The following is an 18,340-nucleotide window of genomic DNA, read 5'->3' on the forward strand; positions in this document are numbered from 1 at the left end:
ATAATGGCAGATAGCATATCGAAAACTAAATAAAATGATTCTTGGAATTTAGTATTCTATTATACAAAAATATAGATTGTTTCTTTCTTCATAAATGAAGTGGTTTTAGTAATATTAATTTACGAAAAAGTCTAACTACTGCTGTTTAAATTCTTTTTCTTCTCAGCTTCTTTCTCTTTATTTAGTAAATCATCTTTTAAAGTATTCATGTCTGCACTTATTTTGTTTTCTAGTACGCGTGCATAGATTTGTGTTGTTGCAATTTTTGTATGGCCCAACAACTTAGAAACCGTTTCTATAGGAACGCCATTAGATAAAGTAACGGTAGTCGCAAATGTGTGTCGTGCCATATGAAACGTTAAGTTTTTCTCGGATGCCAACGAAGTTGGCGACTTCTTTTAGAAATACGTTTAGTTTCTCGTTTGTTAATACTGGTAATAGAGAATCGTTTACAGCTGTACTTGGATGGTCTTTGTATTTATTTACAATATCTAATGCTTGTCCTAACAAGGGTACTTTAACTGTTGTATTTGTCTTTTGCCTTTTGGTCATTATCCAATGACCGCCATCGATACTTATTACTAAATTGGTAGGTTTTAGATTCACTATATCTACATAACTAATACCGGTGTAGCAGCTAAAAACGAATAGGTCGCGTACGCGATCTAGACGCTTTGAAACGAAAACTTTGTCTTCAAGATTTTTTAGTTCTAGTTCGGTTAGAAATTCTCGACTTGTCTTGTCATAAGTCATTTTCCATCTTACAAATGGATCTCTATCAATCCACTCTAAATGATAGGCTAGGGTTACTATCTTTCGTAAGCGTTGTATGTGTTTCATTCTCGTATTATTACTTAGCGCTTTGGGATGGCCTACTGGCCATATTTCACATAGAAATAATTCAAAATGACTTAGGAATTCAAAATTGAGTTGGTTGAGGTAAATGTCTGTGGTGTTTTTTTTCTTCTGCAGGAACTTAAATACATAATTTTGTGTAATGCCAAAGTTTCTAATAGAACCAGCTGCGAGGGTATTTCTGATTTTTTGATTGTGATACTCTATGATATTGTTCAGCGTTTTTCCATCCTGGTCGTTCTCTCCTGTATACTCTGCTTTAATTAATTGAGCGGTGATAAGTTCTCCTTTGAATTTTAGGTCTTGATAGATTTGAAAGAGTTTTGTGCTAACTTCTTCAATATAAAGGTTAATTTGTTTCGATTGCGAAGAGGTGCCTTTTGCTTTTTTCTTTTTAGCATCCCATAAGGAAACTGGAACTCGCTTTTTTAAACTAAGGTTCACTCTTTTTCCATCTACAGTAATTCTAATGTAGAGTAGTGCTTCATTGTTAATTGCTCTTGTGGTTTGTAACCGTGAAGAATGTTGAAAACGTGTGTTTTGTGCGCATAGTTGTCGTCTTTAGATATTAAACATCGTTAGGACGAAAGTCAAATCAACTGTACTCTTTTCAAAACTGTTATTTTTCAAAGTGTCTGCTTAGCAGACACTTTGAACTGGAGATAACCGAATAGCAGACATTTAAATTCAAATAGTATCAAATTAAATGTTGTACTAAAAACGTGAAAACCACTCAAATCATAGTGATTGAGTGGTTTTAGTAAGAATTGTAATTCTTTAAAGTGACCTCGACTGGATTCAAACCAGTAACCTCTTGAGCCGTAATCAAGTGCGCTATTCAGTTGCGCCACGAGGCCTTTTTTGTGGGTGCAAATATATTCTTTTTTTATATATTCTTCAAAATAAAAACAGAAAATAAATTAATCTAATGCTTTTTTTGTCACATAGAGCTTCCAGCCAAATATTGCCATCTGAAGTTTGGAGGCTTTACTCAAGTCTAAGCCACGTTTAGTGTAGCTCGGTAAAATGGTTTTATTGAGTTTAGCTAATGTTCTAAATAGTTGTTTTTTCATGTGTAGTGCCCTTTAAAATGACAACTTAGTACCCTTTATTAAAGTAATGACTCAAAATTATAGTTTTAATCATGGATTGCCAAATTTATAAGTGTGTTTTAAAATAGTAAAACTTATTCTAGACTAAGTTTTACTTTTTATGCTCACAACAATATCCATATAATGATATCGATAGTGATTTTGGCTAATGCAATCATAATTTTGGTTTTAAAGGTTAATAATTGTAATCATTTTTAGGATTGTTTTTTGAAGATATATTTTTTGAGCAGTATCTACCAAACAAAAATGCATAAATCAATAGATTTGACTTTACTTATATAAGTAAATAAATCATTTATGTTTTAATAATTAATATTTTGCCTTGTAGTAAGTTATAATTAGTAATTATAATAACGCATTATCATTAATAATTAAAACAATTATAGGGTGATTTTTGAACTGTTTTTTTTAACCAAGGGGCATTTGATTTAAAAAAGCGCTTTTTTTTAAGGTTTCGTTGATTTTAATCTTTAGATGTTAATTGTTTAGCGTATAAAAATTCGACTTGCATTAAGTTGTATATTTGCAAAAAAAAATATGATATGAAAAATCTGCCTTTTATAATTTCATTTCTTTTTGCCTCATACTGCTGGTCCCAAGCAGTGGTTATAAATGAATTAGATTGCGATACGCCTGGAATTGATGATAAAGAGTTCGTTGAGTTGTTGTCTAGCGCTCCTAATTTTTCTTTAGACGGATATGTGTTGGTGTTTTTTAATGGTTCGAATTCGGAGGAGATTCGAGTTATCTTGCCATAGATTTAGATAATTATATTACAGATGTCAATGGTTTACTATTAGTTGGAAGTAACACTGTAACACCTTTTCCTCAGCTAATAATGCCAGCAAACGTGATACAGAATGGCGCCGATGCCGTGGCCATTTATCAAGGGAACCCTACTGATTTCCCGGAGGGAACTCTAGCAACAGAAACCAATCTTATTGATGCGTTGGTATATAGTACAGATGATGCTGAAGATACCACCTTAATGGCATTATTAGGAGTTACAGAACAAATTAGTGAAGGCCCTGGGAATAATACCAATTCCATTCAACGTTTTGATGACAGTGCGGGGAACATAAGCTATACTGCAACAACACCAACACCAAGAGCTTTAAACGATGGAAGTGGTGTGGCATTAAACGGAATTTTAATTACAGTGTCCCAAACACAATATAATGAAGGTGCTATTTTTGATATTACCTTTTCTACAGAACAGAATGTAACTTCAGATCTAAATTTAAATTTTATATTGAATAATGGAGGTTTTAATACTTCAGATTTTACAGGAAACACTTCGGTAACGATACCAACAAACCAAAATATAAGTGCTACAACTATCACTCTCATTGATGATACGGCAGATGAAGGCGATGAAGAATTAAAAATAAATCTTCCTACTGTTCCTTCACGGTTATTTACTGTTAAATAATAATATAAAAATTAGAGTCGTGGATAACGACTTTACTGTAGCTCCCTTTGGTACACCTTTAAACCCTACTTTTGGAGTTGTACAAAGTACGCAACCCACAAACTACTACGATAGTTTAGATGGGTTGTCCGGATCAAATTTAGAACAGGCCATACAAGATATAATTTCAGATCCTAATAGTGTAAGAGCTCAAACCTATAGTGATATTATTGATATTTTAGAAGAAGCAGATCAAAACCCCGCCAATTCTAATCAGGTTTGGTTAGTGTATACCGAGCAGGGACGTGCTAAATTAGATTTTCAAACCACCTCCAATAATACAGGAACATGGAATCGCGAGCACACGTTTCCACGGTCACTTGCAGGGTATCAAAGTATTGATTTGGATGATTTTAGGGATGGAAAGGACGTGTTTTGGACGACCAATGCAGACTCACTGCGTCATGGAAATAGTGATGGACATGCATTGCGCGCCGCCGATGGTCCTGAAAATAGCTCAAGAGGAAACCAGCATTATGGCCAATACAATGGTCCTACAGGAACTGCTGGGAGTTTTAAAGGCGATGTAGCAAGAAGCGTATTTTATTTGCAATTGAGATATAACGGTTTAAGTATAGAAAATGGTTTTCCTAGTACAACTGGTCAAATGGGGGATTTGGCTACGTTGCTGGATTGGCATAGAAATGATCCGCCGGATGATTTTGAGATGAATAGAAATAATGTGGTTTACACGTGGCAGCTAAATCGAAATCCAGTAATAGATATGCCTGATTTAGTGGAATACATCCGGGGGAATAAAATCGGTGAGGTGTGGAATAATACGTTAAGTACTGAAGAATTTTTAACTGAAGCCATTAGGCTTTATCCTAACCCTGTGACTAACCGTTTATTTGTTTCTGGTTTAAAAGGGAGCTATACTATAGATATTTTTTCTTCTGAAGGACGACAATTACAAGCCTATACGAGTGAATACAATACACCTATAGATTTGCAATTGGCTAGTGGTATGTATTTTGCTAAAATTTCATCTCAGGGTAGAACACAAATAAAAAAATTCCTTGTTAAATAGTATCTTCGCCACTTAAAATCTAGAAATGAACTTTATATTAATTATTGCAGGACTCGTTGTCTTAATTTTAGGTGGAAATTGGTTACTAAAAGCTGCTGTTGCGCTGTCTTTAAAATTAGAAATACCAAAAATTGTTATTGGTATGACGGTCGTATCTTTTGCGACCTCTGCTCCGAACTCATCGTGAGTATTAATGCGGCTTTAAGTGGGGCATCAGATTTGGCCTTGGGGAATGTAGTAGGTTCAAACATCGCGAATTTAGGCTTGGTATTGGCTATTACATTGATGTTGTCAAAAATAGATGTAGAAAAAAGTTTTTATAAAACGGACTGGCCTGTGATGATGATTGCCTCGGCAGTTTTGTATTTTTTTGTTGTAGAAGATCAAGTGATCTCTTCTTCAGAAGGCATGGTGTTGTTTGGTTTACTAGTGTTTTTTCTTATCTATTTGTTGCGTTTTCAAAAACCAGCAGTCGTGGTAGATGAAGTTCTAGAAGAAATACCATTGCCACTATGGAAGTCTGTGGCATTTTTGTCATTGGGAGGCCTTTGTTTATGGGGAGGTTCAGAATTATTGATTAAAGGCTCGGTTGCGGTGGCTCAAGATTTTGGTATTAGTGAACGCATTATTGGGGTCACTATTATTTCAGTAGGCACCAGTATACCTGAGTTAGCCGCCTCTGTAATTGCAGTGATTAAAAAGGAAAAAGGCATCTCGTTGGGTAATTTAATTGGTTCTAATATTTTTAATATCCTTGCTGTATTGGGTATTACTTCTATGATAACGCCTGTCTCGGTAACAGATCAGGGCTTGTTAACCAATGATATTTTCTCGGATGTTAGGTTTTTCTTTAGTTATTTTACCCTTAGTTTTTATTCCTAGCAAAATGCGTTTGGATTGGAAAGATGGCTTAATCTTAATTGCCGGCTATGGCTTATTTTTATATTATACTATTACATAAAAAAAGCGATTTTCCAAAATTTTGGAAAATCGCTTTTTATGGATTTAACTATTATCTAATCTAATCGATTTTAGCAGATTTCACTGTTTTTACTATACGACCAGCGATTTTGTAAGGGTCTCCGTTAGAGGCAGGTCTTCTGTCTTCTAACCAGCCTTTCCAGCCTTTTTCTACAGTTATAATTGGGATTCTTATCGAAGCGCCACGATCGGATATGCCATAGCTAAAATCATCGATAGAAGCTGTTTCATGCTCTCCAGTTAAACGTTGGTCATTAAACTCGCCATAAACGGCAATGTGTTCTTTTACAACAGGTCTAAAGGCTTCACATATTTTTTCGTAAATTTCTCTAGAGCCACAAGTTCTTAATGTGGTGTTAGAAAAGTTGGCGTGCATTCCGAGAACCATTCCAATCCATATCTTTACCAAGTGGTTTAGGGTGGTATTCAATATAGTAGCCGTATTGCTCAGTTAATCGATCTAATAAGTATCTCGGCAACCCAAATTTCATCTCCCGCTTTTTTAGCGCCTTTAGCAAATAATTGAAATTCCCATTGTCCGTAAGCCACTTCTTGGTTGATGCCTTCAAAATTAAGTCCAGCAGCAATACACAGATCGGCATGTTCTTCAACAAGTCCTCTTCCATGTGTGTGTCTTCCTCCTACAGAACAATAATACATACCTTGAGGTGCTGGATAACCACCAATAGGAAAGCCTAAGGGGAGTTGCGTTGCCGTATCCATGATAAAATACTCTTGTTCAAAACCAAACCAAAAGTCATTGTCCTCATCTTCAATAGTCGCTCGACCGTTAGATATATGTGGTGTACCATCAGCATTTAAAACTTCAGTCATTACTAGGTAACCGTCTTTTCTAGCGGGATCTGGATATATGGCAACAGGCTTTAATAAACAATCTGATGAACCACCTTCGGCTTGTCTTGTAGAACTTCCGTCGAATGACCAAATTGGACAATCCTCTAATTTGCCACTAAAGTTGTCTTCAACTTTAGTTTTACTTCTCATATTTTGTGTCGGTTTGTAGCCGTCCAACCAAATATACTCTAGTTTAGATTTACTCATAGGTTTTAAATATTGATTTTAAGATGCAAATATAAATCAATTTTAAAATAACCTATAAAAAATGATGGTAAAAAATATAAATTTTATTAATAGTGTGTTGATAACCCTGTTTTTTTTAGGGTGTAATTGTTTTTGTGCAAAATAGTAGGGTTAAATTGATATATTTGTAAAAAATTACATTTATGTCTACATTAAGATTTTTCGCTATAAAGGAGACTTTAAATAGAAAACCCATAAAAATCGTTGAGAAAAAAAGACGCTCAGAGCTCTTTGGTCAAAACGTTTATAATCATTCTAAAATGCGTCAGACACTTACTTCAGATGCTTTCGAAAGTGTGACCAATGCCATTGAAAAAGGCTCAAAGATTGATCGGAACATCGCCGATCAAATTGCTTCAGCTATGAAAGATTGGGCGCTTTCAAAAGGGGTCACCCACTATACCCATTGGTTTCAGCCATTAACAGGTGCGACAGCCGAAAAGCATGATGCTTTTTTTGAAACTATTGAAAATAATGGTGCTATCGAAAAATTTGGAGGCAGCCAATTGGTTCAGCAGGAACCGGATGCTTCAAGTTTTCCAAACGGCGGTATTCGAAATACCTTTGAAGCAAGAGGATATACGGCCTGGGATCCTACTTCCCCAGCTTTTATATATGGAACGACCTTATGTATTCCCACCGTTTTCGTGTCTTATACGGGAGAGGCTTTAGATTATAAAACACCCCTATTACGAGCCTTGCAAGCAGTAGATACGGCCTCCGTTGCTGTCTGTAAATATTTTGATAAAAATGTACGTAAGGTAAATGCGTCTTTGGGCTGGGAACAGGAATATTTTTTAATAGACAGTGCGCTCGTGTCATCCGGACGAGACATATTATTAACGGGAAGAACATTGTTAGGTCACGCGTCTGCTAAAGGTCAGCAATTAGATGACCACTATTTTGGAACCATTCCTAATCGCGCGATGGCCTATATGCGGGATTTGGAGATTGAATGCATGCTATTAGGCATCCCTGTTAAAACAAGACATAATGAGGTGGCTCCTAATCAATTTGAATTAGCGCCTATTTATGAAGAGGCGAATTTGGCTGTAGATCATAATGCTTTATTAATGGATGTGATGGATCGCGTTGCGCAGCGGCACAACTTTAAAGTGCTGTTTCATGAAAAGCCTTTTAAGGGAATTAATGGCTCAGGAAAACATAACAATTGGAGTTTGAGTACAGATACGGGGGTGAACTTGTTAAGTCCCGGAAAAACACCCATGAGCAATTTACAGTTTTTAACCTTTTTTATTAATACGATTAAAGCGGTTTACGATTATGAGGAATTACTTCGCGCGGCCATAGCCTCGGCAAGTAATGATCATAGGTTGGGAGCAAATGAAGCGCCTCCAGCGGTTATATCTGTATTTATAGGAGAACAGCTTACACGCGTTTTAAATGAGTTGGAAAATGTGACCGACGGAAAGTTATCACCACAAGAAAAAACAGATTTAAAATTAAATGTGGTAGGGAAAATTCCGAGAAATACTTTTAGATAACACCGACAGAAACCGAACTTCGCCTTTTGCTTTTACTGGAAATAAATTCGAATTTAGAGCAGTAGGCTCAAAAGCAAATTGTGCCAATCCAATGACGGTATTAAATTCAATCGTTGCCAAGCAATTGATGGCGTTTAAAATTGAAGTGGATAAACTAATCGAAAAGAAAGACCTGAAGAAGGACGAAGCGGTTTTTAATGTGTTAAGAGAGTATATTAAGCAATCAAAAAATATTCTGTTTGAAGGCAATGGTTATGGTGAAGCGTGGGAGAAAGAAGCAAAAAAACGCGGGTTAAGTAATAATAAATCAACACCTGAAGCATTAAAAGTTAAAACTTCCAAAAAAGCATTGGCGCTATATGAGGAGTTGGGCGTTATGAATGCTATAGAAGTTGAAGCACGCTACGAGATAGAAATGGAAGAGTATATCATGCGTATTCAAATTGAAGGACGCGTTTTGGGTGATTTGGCAAGAAACCATATTGTGCCTACCGCAGTAAAATATCAAAACATCCTTATTGAGAATGTAAAAGGTTTAAAAGAAATTTATGGAGAGCGGTTTAAAAAAGTGGGTAAAGCCCAGTTAGACTTAATTGAAGAAATTTCTATCCATATTGAATCTATTAATAATATGGTGACAAAAATGACAAACAACCGTAAAAAAGCGAACGAAATTGTAGAGATTGAAGCGAAGGCGAATGCCTATTGTAATAAAATAAAACCCATGTTAGAAGATATAAGATACCATTGTGATAAATTGGAGTTATTGGTCGATGATGAACTTTGGCCACTTACAAAATACAGGGAGCTCCTTTTTACTACGTAGTGTTCTAAGTAAAATGACGTAGAAGAATAATTTGCTAAAATTTTTAACTGTAGCTTTTTTCTTTCTTTTTTAAACAGTTTAACGGTATTTTTATTGAGGTAATCGAAAAAATGCTAAAAATGTTAAAATTTTAATGGCGTACAAAATTGTTATAGGAATAATTCTATATCTTTAAACTGCTATTAATCAATTTATATTTAACATGAAAAAAGTATTTTTCGGTGCTGCGGCACTATTATTCACAGGCGCAATTTTTGCGCAAAACACATCAACTTCTACGCAATCGGCGACGACCAAAGAGTGTATGTCAGACAAGCAGGAACAAATTTATCATCTGATATTACTCAGAGCAACGGTACAGCTTTAGGCTCTAATAGAGCTATGGTATGGCAAAGAGGCGATGGCAGTTCTTCGGCTATTGATCAGGAAGGCACTAACAATCAGGCGTATGTAGATCAGGCGCAGTTTACTCCTCCAACTGGTGCTTCTTCTACTATTAATCAAGGTAAAAACAATACTGCTAGTGCCGACAATAAAGCGAGCGTGAGACAACATGGAGGAACAGGGAGTGTAGCTACTTTGAATCAGGATGGAGATCTCAACGAAGCGGCAACGCATCAAGATGGTACACTGGGTTCAGTGGCTATCACTCAGAATGGGACGGCTAATAAATCTGTAGTTTTGCAGAGTCTTAGTAGTTATGCGGCGGTTGGAAATGCAGCAACTATTAATCAATGCGGAACCAATAACAAGAGTTATGCTGCTCAGGATGGAGAAAACAATACGTTGTTGGCTAACCAATCGGGTGATGACAACAAGGCAGATCAAATTCAAAATTCTACAGGTGCCGCCGCTGGTAATTATGCATCGGTGAGTCAATCCTCTTCCGGTAACAAAGCGAGACAACGTCAAGTTGGAGGCGGGAATAGCGCTACGGCAGTACAACATGCTATTACTGGGCCTGGTGTTGATAATTATGTTGAGCAAAATCAATATGGTGACAACAATTCAGCGTTTTCAGACCAAGATGGCGACGGAGGCATAGTGCGCCAAGATCAAATTGGAGATAATAACAATGCAACCGTAAATCAATGGGCTGCTGGTACGGGTAATATTGTTTATCAAAGACAGTTGGGTAGTGATAACTCTATTAGCTCTGGTCAATATGGTGGAAGTGACAATATCGTAAGTACGTATCAAGATGATTTAAACACAGGGTTTACAACGCAATCGGGAGATAATAATCAAGCGTTATTGGTTCAAAAATCTCAGGGAGGTGCAGGTCACTTTGCTTCTATTTCTCAAAGTGGTACTGGTAATATGGCAAATGTATTGCAATTAGGTCCAGGTGGAGATTTTGTAGATGACGCTGAAGGCTGTGATTTCCAAGCGCCTAAAGAATTAAATTGTCCAACACCATTGCCGAGAAATTGTTATTGATGCGCCATGTCCAGCACCTTGTATCTAATGGATTATACAGGACAAAGACAAAAGTAAAAAACAACTGATATGATATTAAAAGGAGCGGCTATGACAAGTCGCTCTTTTTATTGGGTAAACTTATGGATTTTATTCCTTTTAAAAATTCAGAAATAGCATTGAAAAGGCTTGTGTTTACTCAAAAGTACGTAAAATTACGTATGTGCATCAAGGATTATAAAATTCAATTTATAGGTTTTTTCTGACGCTAAAATGCATTTCAACGAACATAGTCATAAGCTAGTCGAAAATACTGTTAAAATGTTAAAATTTTAACGAATCTTCAAAAGGAGTATTGATTTAATTCTTTATCTTTGAATTGCTATTAATCAATTTATATTTAACATGAAAAAATTATTTTTTGGTGCTGCGGCACTATTATTCACGGGCGCAATGTTTGCGCAGAACACATCAACTTCTACTCAATCGGCGACGATCAGAGGGTATATGTTAGACAAGCTGGAACTAATTTATCTTCGGCTATTACGCAAGGTAACGGGAGTGCTTTAGGCTCGAACCGAGCTATAGTATGGCAACGAGGAGACGGTAGTTCTTCTGCTATTGATCAAGAAGGTACTAATAACCAAGCGTATGTAGACCAGTCTGATTTCACGCCTCCAACAAGTGCTTCTTCCACAATTAATCAAGGTAAAAATAATACCGCTAGTGCTGATAATAAAGCGCGAGTAAGACAACATGGAGGGACAGGTAGTGTGGCTACTTTAAATCAAGATGGCGATCTTAACGAAGCGTTTACACATCAAGATGGCACATCAGGTACAGTAGACATCACTCAAGATGGTACGGCAAACAAATCGGCGGTGTTACAAAGCCTTCTTAGTTATGCAGCTGTAGGGAATTCTGCAACGATTAACCAAACGGGGACTGATAACAAAAGTTGGGCCTCTCAAGATGGGGATAACAATTCGTTATCTGCGACACAATCAGGAGAAAATAATAAAGCAGATCAATACCAAAATGGTAATGGTAACACGGCTAATTCAACGCAATCGGGTACCAATGGTAAAGTTAAACAAATCCAAGTTGGCGATAACAACATAAATAATCTTGTGTTCCAAACGGGTAATAATAATTATTCAGAGGACAACCAATATGGTAACGGAAATGAGATCTTTAAAGGTCAGCAAGGTGGTGATAACTACGGGCGTATCGATCAAACAGGGGATGATAACTACACGTCTTTTGGACAGTATGGAACAAATAGTAAAGGTTATGTAAGACAACTAGGAAACAATAACAGCATGATTATGGGGCAATTTGCTGGAGATGGAAACATTGCTAGTAGCTACCAAGACGATAACAATACTGGTATAACACAACAAACAGGAAATGATAACCAAGCGTTGTTAGTTCAAAAATCTCAAGGTGGCGCAGGTCATAACGCTGGAATTTATCAAAATGGTAATGGTAACATGGCTGATGTATTACAATTAGGTCCAGGTGGTGATTTTGCTGCTGATGCTGAAGGTTGTGATTTCCAAGAGCGAGTGGAATTAAACTGTCCAACACCTTTACCGGAAATCACAATAGGAGCTCCGTGTCCAGCACCATGTATCTAATTTTAGATATCTGTCAAGGACCATTAGAGTACGTATAGATTTTAAAAATAAATCACAGTACATTAAATAAAAAAAAGGAGGGTGACTATATAGCAAGCACTCTCCTTTTTTAGTTTAATATATAAAAATGAATCAGAATATCGCTTTCATTATAATAGAAACGGAAGATTATGAACCAAAAAACAAATAAAGTAATATGCGGGTTAGTGTTTTGCTTTTTAGTAATGCAGATCAGTGTCGGGCAGACATATTCGTCAGAAGATCCAAATACTAATGAAACAGTAACATTAAACGGTACAAATGTTTCGGAAGGAGTGTTTAATTCTTTTTTCGATACAAATAGTGCACCAACTACAAGACCAGGGAGTGCTGTGTTTTTAACACAAATAGGAGAGGATAATAATGCAAGAGTACAGGTTGTAGCTCAAGCTTCAGACATCAATATTGTGCAAAACGGGAATGACAATGATGTTAATTTGAAATACCAAGTAAAATCTGTGTTTACAGATTTGTATCAAAATGGTAATAACAATTACATTACGGATTATTCTATAGAAACAAATCAGGATATTTCATTAAATTTAAAGCAGAATGGAGATAATTTAAATTTTGAAAGGTTTGGAACCAATGAAATATCAAAAAACATTAAATTCACTCAAACCGCAGCGTCTCCCACGATTATTATTAGGAGTTTTAAATAAAAAATGAATTCGAAACAAACGTTATTTATTCTTGTATTTCTTCTTTTGAGTAACCATGGTTTTACTCAAAAGTATTTTAATAAGGAAGTTAAGGCGGTGATTAAAATAGATCAAACCAGTGAATTTGTGACATTTTCAGCAACAGTTGAGAATTTAACACTTTCAGATTTAAGTTTGCGCTATGAATTTACGGTTTATAAAACCGATACTAACGGTAATACGTCTAATTCTAGACAGGAAAATCGGTTTTTTTTAAAAGGGAGTGATAAGAAAGTATTATCTTCAGTTGATATAAACTCGAATTTGAAAGAGAAAATCATCATATTATTATTAGTATATCCTATTAGTAATGATGAAAAACAGGGGGCTATTGGAAAGGATCGTATAGTAGTCACAGGTAATGAGAATGGAGTGGGACTAAATATTGAATTAAGTAAAGAAAGAGAAGCGGAACTAAAAGCAGAAAACAATTCCGAAGATCAAGACATGGTTTCGAATGATGGGGTTTTCTTAGAAGGTTTGGTCATACAAAAAACATTAACGAAATCTGGTCGAGATTTCTACAGGTATTTTTATTCAGAATATTATAATCGACAAATAAAAACAACAAAAAATATTGTCATCCAAGAAGTTCCAGGGCAAAGAAGAAGTACGCGAATATCTGTAAAAATAGATGGGCAAATCGTCCGGCAATTTTTTTCTAGACCAAAAAAAGAATTTTTAAAAGAAATGGCAATAACTGGCTTGCAAAGAAGCCTACGTTATTTACAGCAATTAGAAAAACAAAAAGAAACCTTAAAACGCTATTAATAATGAAACTGAAAGTATTTATATTGCTTTTTTTTATATCCACAACTGGGGTTATAGCACAGCAATTTAGTTATAAACCAACGAATCCAGCCTTTGGAGGAGATACCTTTAATTATAATTGGTTGTTAAGTTCTGCGACTTCCCAAAACGGATTTAAAGAAGCTACAACTCCAAGAACAACCCAATCTGCTCTAGATAGATTTGGAGCCACTTTAAATCAACAAGTATTAAGTCAAATTTCAAGATCATTACTAGCGCAACAATTAGAAAGTGTTGGAAATTTTAGTCAGGAAGGCTCCTTTACCTTTGGATCTTTGAATGTTGAAATATTTGACTCGAATGAAGGCTTGGTCATTAATATCTTAGATACTTCTAATGGAGAAGAAACTCAGGTCATTGTTCCAAATCCTTAATAGAATTTATCTTTATGACAAACTTCCACAAATGTGCAACCTACTTAATTATTTGTTTATTTTTAAGCTCATGTGGCACCTATTTTAATCAGCCATTTACCCAGGAACCGGCTCGAATAGGAGAGCTTTCCAAATCTACAAATATTCTTTTAGATTTACCACCAGCCAAGGATCCAGTCGAAATTGCAGTCTATAACTTTAGTGATCAAACAGGGCAATATAAAGCGGTTGAATCCGGAAGCACGTTTAGTACAGCCGTAACTCAAGGCGCGACCACAATTTTAATAAAAGCCTTAGGAGATTCGGGGTGGTTTATTCCAGTAGAAAGAGAAAATTTTAATAATCTTTCTACAGAAAGAAATATTATTAGAAATACCAAACAAGAATACATGAAAGGCTTAAATCCCAATGAACCGCCGCTACCAGCGTTGTTGTATGCGGGATTAATGTTAGAAGGGGGTATCATTTCTTATGATACTAATATTGTTACAGGGGGTGCAGGAGCAAGATACTTTGGTGTTGGCGGATCTGCAAAATATAGACAAGATAGAATTACGGTTTACTTAAGAGCAGTATCCACCAGTAGTGGTGAAATATTGAAAACAATTTATGTCTCTAAAACTATTTTATCTCAAGCTGTTGATGTGAGTTTATTTCGTTTTGTAAAATTTCAAAGATTACTGGAGGCAGAAACGGGATTTACACAAAATGAACCAGTACAACTCGCCGTAAAAGATGCCGTTGAGAAAGCGGTGCACGACTTGATTGTTGAAGGTATAAGAGATGGGTATTGGTCTACAAAGGATGGAGAAGAAAAAGATAAACAAATAGTCGACCAGTATAATGCAGAAGAGGAAAGGGCTAACCTGACACATTTATATAATAGATTTACTTTTAAAAGACGAACAGAGAATGTAATGCATGTATCTTTTGGCGCTGCATTAATTAATGGTGATTATACAAATGCAGAGTATAAATTAAACACTAGACTGGGTTATAAAAGATATATCAATTCTCATTTTAATCTCAATTTAAATGCCAATACATTTAACCTTGCGAATAAAAACCTTTTTAATAAAAGTTTCGTGTCTATAGATGCCAACGTTGAGTATAATGTGATACCCTTGGATAAGCTGTCTCCTTATATTTACGCCGGAGGGGGAACAAGTGTTTCAAACGACTTTAATAATATAAATCCAAAAATTCAGTTTGGTGCAGGTCCGGAGTATTTAATTACCGATAGAATTGGGCTCACGTTGTACGGAGAAAATAATCTTGTTTTTAGTGACTTAGTAGATGGACTGAAGAGGGGGAAACGTGATGACATGTTTATGCGTGTAGGTTTTGGCTTAAATTTTTACGTTGGTAATTATAATACCAAAAAAGATAGAGAGCGTGCAGCGGAAAAAGTAAGAAAAAAAGAACTCAAGAGAATTAAAAGAGAAAATATCGAAAAAGCATTAAATAATTCAAAGTCTAGACAGGGTGAAGTAGAATTTAAAAATGATAGTCAGAATTAATAAAAAGGAAAAAATGAAAACAATTAAAAAGATACTATTTCTTTCTATTGCTATGCTACTGTTTGCGACTTGTAGTGAAGATCAAATTGATGGCGTTATAGTTGGTTCTATAAATGGTAGGGTTGTAAGCTCAGGAACTAACATTGCTTTAGAAAACGTAAAAATTTCAACCAACCCTTCTTCAAGTACGGTGTTTACTGATGCTGAAGGTAATTTTGTTTTAGATAATATTGAGGTTCAAACCTATTCTGTCCAGGCAGAACTTAGTGGTTATGTAACTTCTTTTGAATCCGTTACTGTAATAGAGGATGCCGCCGCAACGGTTGCATTCGAATTGATAACTTCTAATGCAAATAATCAGCCACCAACAGCGCCTAATCTCGTGTTTCCGGAAGATTTATCCACCGAAGTCGCTTTGGATGTGGAGTTTACATGGGAGGCGTCAGATCCGATTCTAATGATGAGTTATCGTATGTATTAGAATTAAGAAATGGTAATACGAATGAAATAGAATTGTATGAAACCGCTCAGGACACCTTTTATTTAGCGACTAATTTACAATTATCAACAACTTATTTTTGGCAAGTAAAAGTTAGTGATGGTATTAATGATGAGGTGGTGTCTTCTGTTAGCCAGTTTACAACCATAACAGATCCGGAGAACCCCTTGTATTTTGTTAGGGAGGAAAATGGGAACAGTGTGATTTATTCCGGTAAAGAAAGTTTTGATGATGGCGCAACCACTGTAATAGATGTCGATGTTTTAAAACTCACGAGTGAGAACAACAATAGCTTTAGACCAAGAGGGAGTTCATTATTAAATAAAGTGGCTTATTTAAGAAGTGTTGGTGGGAGTACACATCTATTTGTAATGAATAGTGACGGCTCCAATAAACGACAAGTGACCTCGGCGATTCCTGTATCAGGATTTCGAGCAGAACATCTTGATTTTTGTTGGGCACAAAATGCCAGTAAACTGTATTATCCTAATTTTGATAAGTTATATCAAATTAATATAGATGGCAGTGGGGTGTCTCAAATTTATCAAACCACTGATGGTTCCTTTGTCTCAGAAGTTCAAGAAACGTTATTTGATACCGATTTGTTATTATTGAAAACAAATACATTTGATGGTTATAATGCACGAATATTTACTTTTAGGTTATCTACAGGAGTAGAAGAAACAGTAGTAGCTGAAAATTTTTCTGGAGCTTTAGGTGGTATTGACATTACGGCTAATGGAAATCAAATTGTTTATACTCGAGATATCTCAGGTTCAGAGAATGTAGATTACCGACAATTTCAAAGTAGAATTTTTATATTTGATGTCCTAAGTTTAACCAGTACTCAATTACCTACTAATGTTATATTAGGTGATAATGATTTGGATGTGAAGTACTCACCAGATGAAGGGTCTGTGATATTTACACGAGTTTCTAATGCTCCATTGGCAACACCAAGCGTATTCACCTATCAATTTGGTGCCGTTACAGAGGAAAGTCTGCAATTTAGTGAAGGCTCAATGCCGATTGGGATTAAAAAAGTAGGTCTACACCAATGATAAACTTAATTACAAAGAAGGGTACAATAATATTTGTGTGCTTTTTTTTTACAGTTATCTTTGCAACTCAATAGACAATTATGAGTTCGGAAATAAGTAAACGTTATAGTCAAAGAGGTGTTTCAGCATCGAAAGAAGATGTTCATAATGCCATTAAAACCATAGATAAAGGGTTGTTTCCTAAAGCCTTTTGTAAAATCGTTCCAGATTATTTAACGAATGACAATGCGTATTGTCTTATTATGCATGCTGATGGTGCCGGTACAAAAAGTGCTTTAGCTTATATGTACTGGAAAGAAACCGGCGATGTTTCTGTGTGGAAAGGGATTGCTCAAGATGCTTTAATAATGAATATTGACGATTTATTATGCGTGGGTGCTACTGATAATATAATGCTATCTTCAACCATAGGCCGAAATAAAAACCTGATTACGGGCGAGGTTATTGCAGCCATAATTAATGGAACCGAAGAATTAATTGCCGATTTGAAAAAGCACGGGGTCACCATCCATTCCACAGGAGGAGAGACGGCAGACGTTGGTGATTTGGTGCGCACTATTATTGTTGATTCAACAGTAACCGCTAGAATGAAACGAAGCGATGTAATTGATAACTCAAACATCAAATCGGGAGACGTTATTGTTGGTTTAGAAAGTTTTGGAAAGGCAACCTACGAAAAGGAATACAATGGTGGCATGGGAAGTAATGGTTTAACTTCTGCACGACATGACGTGTTTCATAAATATTTAGCTGAAAAATATCCGGAAAGCTTTGATGCTGCTGTGCCGGAAGATTTGGTATATTCAGGTCAAATGAAATTAACAGATGCCATTGAAAATAGTCCTATAAATGCAGGGAAATTAGTGCTGTCTCCTACACGAACCTATGCACCTATAATTAAAGAAATACTTTCAAAATATTCAAGTGATACCATTCACGGTATGGTCCACTGTTCCGGTGGCGCCCGGACAAAGATTCTTCATTTTATTGACAATCTTCATATAGTAAAAGATAATATGTTTCCTGTGCCCCCCTTGTTTAAATTAATTCAAGAGCAGTCGAAAACAGACTGGAAGGAAATGTATCAAGTGTTTAATTGCGGACACCGAATGGAGCTATATACTTCATCTGAAGTGGCAGATGCCATTATTGAAATATCAAAAAGCTATCATGTTGATGCGAAAGTCGTAGGTAGGGTGGAAGCTTCCAAGACCAAAAAACTAACAATAAAAAGTGAATTTGGTGTTTTTGAATATGAATAAAACCCTTTTTTAATTAAGGCTGTTTTTTGAGTCAAAAACTGTTAATTTATGAGTTTTGAAGAAGAATGTCTAATAACCAATTTTTATTATTTTTAATTTCAATAGCCCCACTTTTTAAGCGCGATATTGACTTT

At 35.7% G+C, this 18,340-nt stretch carries 15 protein-coding genes, 1 tRNA gene and 3 pseudogenes; 14 read left to right on the top strand and 5 right to left on the bottom strand.

Going from position 1 to position 18,340, the window contains the following annotated elements; genetic code table 11:
• Positions 1 to 131 precede the first annotated feature (131 nt).
• From N7U66_RS18230 to N7U66_RS18245, 4 genes are all read right to left on the bottom strand, one after another.
• The gene (locus N7U66_RS18230) at positions 132 to 350 is read right to left on the bottom strand and encodes a tyrosine-type recombinase/integrase (protein ID WP_267676399.1); all 219 of its coding nucleotides are present in this window, start codon (positions 348 to 350) and stop codon (positions 132 to 134) included.
• Positions 310 to 1,299, bottom strand: a complete 990-nt coding sequence (locus N7U66_RS18235; RefSeq protein ID WP_267676400.1) for a site-specific integrase — start codon at positions 1,297 to 1,299, stop codon at positions 310 to 312. Before N7U66_RS18235 ends, N7U66_RS18230 begins: the two co-directional genes overlap by 41 nt.
• 339 nt (positions 1,300 to 1,638) lie before the next feature.
• Positions 1,639 to 1,712 (bottom strand) — tRNA-Arg (locus N7U66_RS18240).
• A 63-nt stretch (positions 1,713 to 1,775) separates the two neighbouring features.
• Positions 1,776 to 1,928, bottom strand: coding sequence for an SsrA-binding protein (locus N7U66_RS18245; RefSeq protein WP_267676401.1), 153 nt, complete (start codon positions 1,926 to 1,928; stop codon positions 1,776 to 1,778).
• A 581-nt stretch (positions 1,929 to 2,509) separates the two neighbouring features.
• On the opposite strand from N7U66_RS18245, the gene N7U66_RS18250 reads away from it, so the two are divergent.
• The 4 genes and pseudogenes from N7U66_RS18250 to N7U66_RS18265 all read left to right on the top strand — a co-directional run bounded on the left by N7U66_RS18250 (position 2,510) and on the right by N7U66_RS18265 (position 5,429).
• Positions 2,510 to 2,725, top strand: a complete 216-nt coding sequence (locus N7U66_RS18250; protein WP_267676402.1) for a hypothetical protein — start codon at positions 2,510 to 2,512, stop codon at positions 2,723 to 2,725.
• A 92-nt stretch (positions 2,726 to 2,817) separates the two neighbouring features.
• On the top strand, positions 2,818 to 3,399 hold the full coding sequence (locus N7U66_RS18255; RefSeq protein ID WP_267676403.1) for a hypothetical protein: 582 nt from the start codon (positions 2,818 to 2,820) through the stop codon (positions 3,397 to 3,399).
• Positions 3,400 to 3,418: 19 nt separating this feature from the next.
• Positions 3,419 to 4,468 (top strand): endonuclease, encoded by a 1,050-nt coding sequence (locus N7U66_RS18260; RefSeq protein ID WP_267676404.1) that lies wholly within the window; start codon positions 3,419 to 3,421, stop codon positions 4,466 to 4,468.
• A gap of 25 nt (positions 4,469 to 4,493) precedes the next feature.
• Positions 4,494 to 5,429, top strand: a pseudogene (locus tag N7U66_RS18265) (calcium/sodium antiporter).
• A 60-nt stretch (positions 5,430 to 5,489) separates the two neighbouring features.
• Here the strand turns inward: N7U66_RS18265 and N7U66_RS18270 are convergent.
• A pseudogene (locus N7U66_RS18270) lies at positions 5,490 to 6,511 on the bottom strand (glutamine synthetase beta-grasp domain-containing protein).
• Between the two features lie 182 nt (positions 6,512 to 6,693).
• Here N7U66_RS18270 and N7U66_RS18275 point away from each other — a divergent pair.
• The 10 genes and pseudogenes from N7U66_RS18275 (at position 6,694) to N7U66_RS18320 (ending at position 18,206) form a co-directional block, all read left to right on the top strand.
• Positions 6,694 to 8,881: pseudogene (locus N7U66_RS18275) on the top strand (glutamine synthetase III family protein).
• A gap of 300 nt (positions 8,882 to 9,181) precedes the next feature.
• Positions 9,182 to 10,321 (top strand): hypothetical protein, encoded by a 1,140-nt coding sequence (locus tag N7U66_RS18280; protein WP_267676405.1) that lies wholly within the window; start codon positions 9,182 to 9,184, stop codon positions 10,319 to 10,321.
• Positions 10,322 to 11,073: 752 nt separating this feature from the next.
• On the top strand, positions 11,074 to 11,940 hold the full coding sequence (locus tag N7U66_RS18285; RefSeq protein ID WP_267676406.1) for a hypothetical protein: 867 nt from the start codon (positions 11,074 to 11,076) through the stop codon (positions 11,938 to 11,940).
• A gap of 170 nt (positions 11,941 to 12,110) precedes the next feature.
• The gene (locus tag N7U66_RS18290) at positions 12,111 to 12,641 is read left to right on the top strand and encodes a hypothetical protein (protein WP_267676407.1); all 531 of its coding nucleotides are present in this window, start codon (positions 12,111 to 12,113) and stop codon (positions 12,639 to 12,641) included.
• A gap of 3 nt (positions 12,642 to 12,644) precedes the next feature.
• Positions 12,645 to 13,451 carry a CsgE family curli-type amyloid fiber assembly protein gene (locus N7U66_RS18295; protein ID WP_267676408.1) on the top strand — a complete coding sequence of 269 codons (807 nt, stop codon included), beginning with the start codon at positions 12,645 to 12,647 and terminating at the stop codon, positions 13,449 to 13,451.
• Between the two features lie 2 nt (positions 13,452 to 13,453).
• On the top strand, positions 13,454 to 13,864 hold the full coding sequence (locus tag N7U66_RS18300; protein ID WP_267676409.1) for a curli production assembly/transport component CsgF: 411 nt from the start codon (positions 13,454 to 13,456) through the stop codon (positions 13,862 to 13,864).
• Positions 13,865 to 13,878: 14 nt separating this feature from the next.
• Positions 13,879 to 15,384: a CsgG/HfaB family protein gene (locus tag N7U66_RS18305; RefSeq protein ID WP_267676410.1), complete on the top strand. Its 1,506-nt coding sequence runs from the start codon at positions 13,879 to 13,881 to the stop codon at positions 15,382 to 15,384.
• A 13-nt stretch (positions 15,385 to 15,397) separates the two neighbouring features.
• Positions 15,398 to 15,865, top strand: a complete 468-nt coding sequence (locus N7U66_RS18310) for a carboxypeptidase-like regulatory domain-containing protein (protein ID WP_267676411.1) — start codon at positions 15,398 to 15,400, stop codon at positions 15,863 to 15,865.
• The gene (locus N7U66_RS18315) at positions 15,817 to 16,944 is read left to right on the top strand and encodes a TolB family protein (RefSeq protein ID WP_267676412.1); all 1,128 of its coding nucleotides are present in this window, start codon (positions 15,817 to 15,819) and stop codon (positions 16,942 to 16,944) included. The genes N7U66_RS18310 and N7U66_RS18315 overlap by 49 nt, the downstream gene beginning before the upstream one ends.
• Positions 16,945 to 17,024: 80 nt before the next feature.
• The gene (locus N7U66_RS18320; RefSeq protein ID WP_267676413.1) at positions 17,025 to 18,206 is read left to right on the top strand and encodes an AIR synthase related protein; all 1,182 of its coding nucleotides are present in this window, start codon (positions 17,025 to 17,027) and stop codon (positions 18,204 to 18,206) included.
• Positions 18,207 to 18,340: the final 134 nt, after the last annotated feature.

It is taken from the genome of Lacinutrix neustonica, assembly GCF_026625145.1.
Lineage (GTDB): Bacteria > Bacteroidota > Bacteroidia > Flavobacteriales > Flavobacteriaceae > Lacinutrix > Lacinutrix neustonica.

Bases quoted from the DNA above. Each gene is read 5' to 3' on its own strand.
- N7U66_RS18295 (WP_267676408.1), top strand. From the start codon at position 12,645: ATGAATTCGAAACAAACGTTATTTATTCTTGTATTTCTTCTTTTGAGT.
- N7U66_RS18320 (WP_267676413.1), top strand. From the start codon at position 17,025: ATGAGTTCGGAAATAAGTAAACGTTATAGTCAAAGAGGTGTTTCAGCA.
- N7U66_RS18310 (WP_267676411.1), top strand. From the start codon at position 15,398: ATGAAAACAATTAAAAAGATACTATTTCTTTCTATTGCTATGCTACTG.
- N7U66_RS18245 (WP_267676401.1), bottom strand. From the start codon at position 1,928: ATGAAAAAACAACTATTTAGAACATTAGCTAAACTCAATAAAACCATT.
- N7U66_RS18290 (WP_267676407.1), top strand. From the start codon at position 12,111: ATGAACCAAAAAACAAATAAAGTAATATGCGGGTTAGTGTTTTGCTTT.
- N7U66_RS18250 (WP_267676402.1), top strand. From the start codon at position 2,510: ATGAAAAATCTGCCTTTTATAATTTCATTTCTTTTTGCCTCATACTGC.
- N7U66_RS18230 (WP_267676399.1), bottom strand. From the start codon at position 350: ATGGCACGACACACATTTGCGACTACCGTTACTTTATCTAATGGCGTT.
- N7U66_RS18305 (WP_267676410.1), top strand. From the start codon at position 13,879: ATGACAAACTTCCACAAATGTGCAACCTACTTAATTATTTGTTTATTT.
- N7U66_RS18300 (WP_267676409.1), top strand. From the start codon at position 13,454: ATGAAACTGAAAGTATTTATATTGCTTTTTTTTATATCCACAACTGGG.
- N7U66_RS18315 (WP_267676412.1), top strand. From the start codon at position 15,817: ATGGGAGGCGTCAGATCCGATTCTAATGATGAGTTATCGTATGTATTA.